The organism is Streptomyces sp. 13-12-16 (assembly GCF_002114215.1).
Classification (GTDB): Bacteria; Actinomycetota; Actinomycetes; order Streptomycetales; family Streptomycetaceae; genus Streptomyces.
In genome coordinates this window covers 1-4,580 of sequence record NZ_NCTE01000114.1, presented here as the reverse complement: position 1 = coordinate 4,580, position 4,580 = coordinate 1, and the positions used below count along the sequence as shown (strand labels likewise).

The following is a 4,580-nucleotide window of genomic DNA, read 5'->3' as shown; positions in this document are numbered from 1 at the left end:
CGGGCGCGGCCGGGACGTCCGGCCGCGCCGCCTTGCGGGTGGTGTCCGTCATCAGGACCCCAGCGAGTTCCGCGCCTCGGCCCACCGCTCGCCGAGGTCCGCGAGGAAGTCGTCGAGGCCGCCCCCGCGGGCGCCGCGGGCGAGGTCGACGAGTTCCTGGCGGTAGTCGGGCTTGTAGATGCCGACCTCGGACCGGTTGTCGATGGACTTCACCTCGGCGCCCTTGCTGTCGTCGAGGTCGATGAGCTTGACGCCCTTCTCCTCGTACGGCTGGAGGACGTCGGGCAGCGGGGCGTCCTTCAGCGGGGACAGGGCGAGGTTGGCCGCCGCGTAGCCGGACTCGTCGGTGAACCAGTCGATCCAGGCGCGGGCGGCCTCCTTGTGGTCGGAGTTGACGTTGACGGCCTGCTGGTAGTCCGGGGAGGTCACCGCGCAGAAGGCGCCGTCCTTCTGGGCGGGGAAGGGCATGAAGCCGATGTCGGCGGGGTCGGTGCCGGCCTGCTTCGCGGCGTCCCGCATCTGGACGACGGCCCAGGAGCCGAGCCACATGGTGGCGATCTCCCCCTTGGCCAACTTGGGCTTGGATCCTTCCCAGTTGGTGGTGGTCGGGTCCTTCTCCGCGAGCCCGCCGCCGACGATGTCGTGGAGCAGGGTGTCACCCACGCGCAGGTCGGCGCCCTCGGCCCAGGGGTCGCCCTCGGCGAGTTCCGTGGTGGCCCCGGTGTCGCAGCCGACGGAGCCGTTGACGTTGGTCCACTGGGTCAGCGGCCACATGTCCTTGAAGTTGGTGTAGTACGGCACCGCGTCGGTCTTCGACTTGATCGCCCTCAGGTCGTCGAGGAACTCGGCCGGGGTGGTGGGCCAGTCGGTGACGCCGGCCCGGCTCCACACCTTCTTGTTGTAGATGAAGCCGGGTACGACCCCGACGGGGCTCTGGCCGTAGACCTTGCCGTCGACGGTGGAGTAGTCGGTGAAGCGGTACTTGGCGCCGCGTTCGGCCTTGGTGCCGAGGGAGGCGAAGAACTTCGGGTAGTCCTTCTTCTCGATGACCGCCGGGATCATGAGGACGTCGCCGTAGTTCTCCGTGTTCATACGGATCTTGACCTCACCCTCGTAGTCGGTGAGGCCGTCGAACTCGACCTCCACACCGGGGTAGGTCTTGTTGAACTCGGCCGCGTACTTCTTCATCGTCCCGTCCTGCACCAGGTCGGTCCGGTGGGTGAGGACCGTGATGGAGCCCTTGACCTCGGACGGGTCGTCGGGCGCCTCGGCGTCCGCGCCCTCGGCGGAGCCCCCCGTGCCCGTGCAGGCGGATGCCAGCAGGGCGAGGGTGGCGATCGATCCGGCGAGTACCTTGCGGCGGTTCATGTGCACCAGCTCCGTTCACGGGGCGGACGAGCACGACTGGGTTGGCTGGTTCGGCACTCTGGCAGCCACTTATTGAACCGGTAAAGTCACGATCACGCCATCAATGACGAAACATTTCGCTGAGCTTGCGTAGACCGATTTAGGAGTGTGCATGCGTCAGGTCGCCCCGCTCACCGACGGATGGATCCTGCGGCACCCGGACGGCACGGGGGAGGGCCTCCCCGCCTCGGTGCCGGGGTGCGTGCACACCGATCTGCTGGCGGCCGGGCTGATACCCGACCCGTTCCTCGGCCGGAACGAGGCCGAGGTGGCGTGGGTGGGCCGGCGGGAGTGGACGTACGAGACGGAGCTGACCGCCGGGGCGGGCGCGCACGAGCGGACGGATCTGGTCTTCGACGGTCTCGACACCGTCGCCGAGGTCCTGCTCGACGGCCGGCCGCTGGGCCGGACGCGGAACATGCACCGCTCGTACCGTTTCGACGTGACGGGGCTGAGCGGGCGGCTCACGGTACGGTTCGCCTCCGCGTACGCCGAGGCCGAGGCGGTGCGCGCCGCGGTGGGCGAGCGGCCGGGAGCGTACGCCGAGCCCTACCAGTACGTACGCAAGATGGCCTGCTCGTTCGGCTGGGACTGGGGGCCGACGCTGGTGACGGCCGGGATCTGGCGGCCGGTGCGGCTGGAACACTGGTCGACGGCCCGGATCGCCCGGGTGCGCCCGCTGGTGACCGTGGAGGACGGCGTGGGGCAGGTCGAGCTGGCGGTCGACGTGGAGCGCTCCCGGACCGGGGCACCGCTCACCGTGGAGGCGGGCGTCGGCGGCGTACGCGCCCGCGCGGAGATCGACGGGACGCGGGGGACCGTACGGCTGCGGGTGCCGGACGCACGGCTGTGGTGGCCTCGCGGGTACGGCGAGCAGCCGCTGTACGACGTCGAGTTGACGGTGCTGCACGGTGAGGACACGCTGGACTCGTGGCGGCGCCGGATCGGGTTCCGGACCGTGGGGCTGGACACCTCGGCCGACGCCCACGGCACCGGGTTCACCCTGGTCGTCAACGGGGAGCGGCTGTTCGCGCGGGGCGTCAACTGGATCCCGGACGACGTCTTCCCGTCCCGGGTCACCCGTGAGCGCTACCGGCGGCGGCTGGAACAGGCGGCCGGCGCGGGCGTGGACCTGGTCCGCGTCTGGGGCGGCGGGATCTACGAGAGCGAGGACTTCTACGACGCCTGCGACGAGTTGGGGCTGCTGGTCTGGCAGGACTTCCCGTTCGCGTGCGCGGCCTACCCCGAGGAACAGCCGCTGCGCGGGGAGGTGGAGGCGGAGGCGCGGGAGAACGTCGTACGGCTGATGCCGCACCCCTCGCTGGCGCTGTGGAACGGCAACAACGAGAACCTGTGGGGGTTCAGGGACTGGGACTGGGAACCGGGGCTGGCCGGGGACTCCTGGGGCGAGGGCTACTACCTGGGCGTCCTGCCGCGCGTGGTGGCCGAGTCGGACCCGACCCGGCCGTACACGGCGGGCAGCCCCTGGTCCGGTTCCTGGCTGCACCACCCCAACGACCCGGCGCACGGCACGCACCACTCCTGGGAGGTGTGGAACCGCACCGACTACGCCGACTACCGCCTCCACGTGCCGCGTTTCGTGGCCGAGTTCGGCTGGCAGGCGCCGCCCGCGTACGCCACGCTGCGGCGGGCGCTGCCCGGGGAGGAGCTCGCGCCGGACTCCCCCGGCATGCTGCACCACCAGAAGGCCGACGACGGCAACGGCAAGCTGGAGCGCGGTCTGGCCCGCCGTTTCGCCGTGCCGGAGGGGGACTTCGACCGCTGGCACTATCTGACGCAGGTCAACCAGGCACGCGCGATCGCCGCCGGGATCGAGCACTGGCGCTCGCACTGGCCGGTGTGCGCGGGCACGGTGGTGTGGCAGCTCAACGACTGCTGGCCGGTGACCTCGTGGGCCGCGATCGACGGGGACGGGCGGGAGAAGCCGCTCTACCACGAGTTGCGGCGGCTGTACGCGGACCGGCTGCTGACCGTGCGGGCGGACGGGGACGGTGGTGGTCTCGCGGTGGCGGCGGTCAACCAGTCCGCCGAGGACTGGCACGGCACGCTGCGGCTGCGCCGGATGTCCGTGGACGGCACGGTGCTCGGGGAGGCGGGCCCGGTGCTGGCCGCCGAGGGGCGGACGGTGGCGGTGACCGGCGTCCCGGCCGGTCTGGTGCCGGCCGGCCCGGAGGAGTTCCTGGTCGCCGACGCGGGAGGGGTGCGGGCGCTGCACTTCCCCGTACCGGACCGGGAGGTCCCGTACCCGCGCCCGGAGTTCGAGGTCGCCCTCGCGCCCGACGGGATCACGGTCAGGGCCCGCACCCTCGTACGGGACCTGCTGCTCCAGGCCGACCGGCTGGACCCGGACGCGGTGGCCGACCGGGGGCTGGTGACCCTGCTGCCCGGGGAAGAGGTGACGATCGGGGTGCGGGGCTGGAAGACTCCGGACCCGGACACCGCCCGTTCCGCCCTGTACTGCGTGGAGCCCACTCGATGACGGCAACGCCGCTCCCCCGCGTCACCATCAAGGACGTCGCCGCGCGCGCCGGCGTGTCCAAGGGGGCCGTGTCCCTCGCCTTCAACCGGAAGCCCGGCCTGTCGGAGGCGACCCGCGACCGGATCTTCCGGGCGGCGCGGGAACTGGGGTGGGCGCCGAGTTCGACCGCGCGCACGCTGGCCGGTTCGAGGGTGGACGTGGTGGGGCTCGCGGTGTGCCGGCCCGCCCGGCTGCTCGGCCTGGAGCCGTTCTACATGGAGTTCATCTCCGGGGTGGAGAGCGTCCTGGTCGAGCGGTCCTGCTCGCTGCTGCTGCGGCTGGTGCGCAGCCCGGACGAGGAGGTCGGGCTGATGGAGTCGTGGTGGAGGAGCCGGCAGATCGGCGGGTCGATCCTGGTGGACTTCCGGGCCGACGACCCCCGCCCGGCGGTGGCCGAGCGGCTGGGGCTGCCGGCGGTGGCCGTCGGGCACCCGTCGCTGACGGGCGGACTGACCTCCGTGTGGACGGACGACGCCACGGCCGTGACCGAGGCGGTGCGGTACCTGGCGGCGCTCGGGCACCGGCGGATCGCCCGGGTGGGCGGCGCGGCGGCGCTCGGGCACACCGCGATCCGTACGGCCGCGTTCGACGAGGCGGTCGGGGCGCTGGAGCCGCCCGCGCGGGCGTGGCAGGT

General features: G+C 72.2%; 3 protein-coding genes. 2 read left to right on the top strand and 1 reads right to left on the bottom strand.

The genetic code is table 11. The features are described from left to right. Positions 1–51 precede the first annotated feature (51 nt). Complete coding sequence (locus B7767_RS05445; protein ID WP_085571118.1) at positions 52–1,368, bottom strand: ABC transporter substrate-binding protein; 1,317 nt, start codon at positions 1,366–1,368, stop codon at positions 52–54. Positions 1,369–1,519: 151 nt separating this feature from the next. Between B7767_RS05445 and B7767_RS05440 the strand changes: the two genes are divergently transcribed. After that, entirely contained in the window at positions 1,520–3,907 is a 2,388-nt protein-coding gene (locus tag B7767_RS05440) for a glycoside hydrolase family 2 protein (protein ID WP_085571117.1), read from the top strand. Beyond that, a partial coding sequence (locus tag B7767_RS05435; protein WP_085571116.1) for a LacI family DNA-binding transcriptional regulator occupies positions 3,904–4,580 on the top strand: 677 nt, incomplete at its 3' end. The genes B7767_RS05440 and B7767_RS05435, both read left to right, overlap by 4 nt.

Excerpts from the sequence above, each read along its gene's own strand:
- B7767_RS05440 (WP_085571117.1), top strand. The coding sequence starts at position 1,520 with ATGCGTCAGGTCGCCCCGCTCACCGACGGATGGATCCTGCGGCACCCG.
- B7767_RS05445 (WP_085571118.1), bottom strand. The coding sequence starts at position 1,368 with ATGAACCGCCGCAAGGTACTCGCCGGATCGATCGCCACCCTCGCCCTG.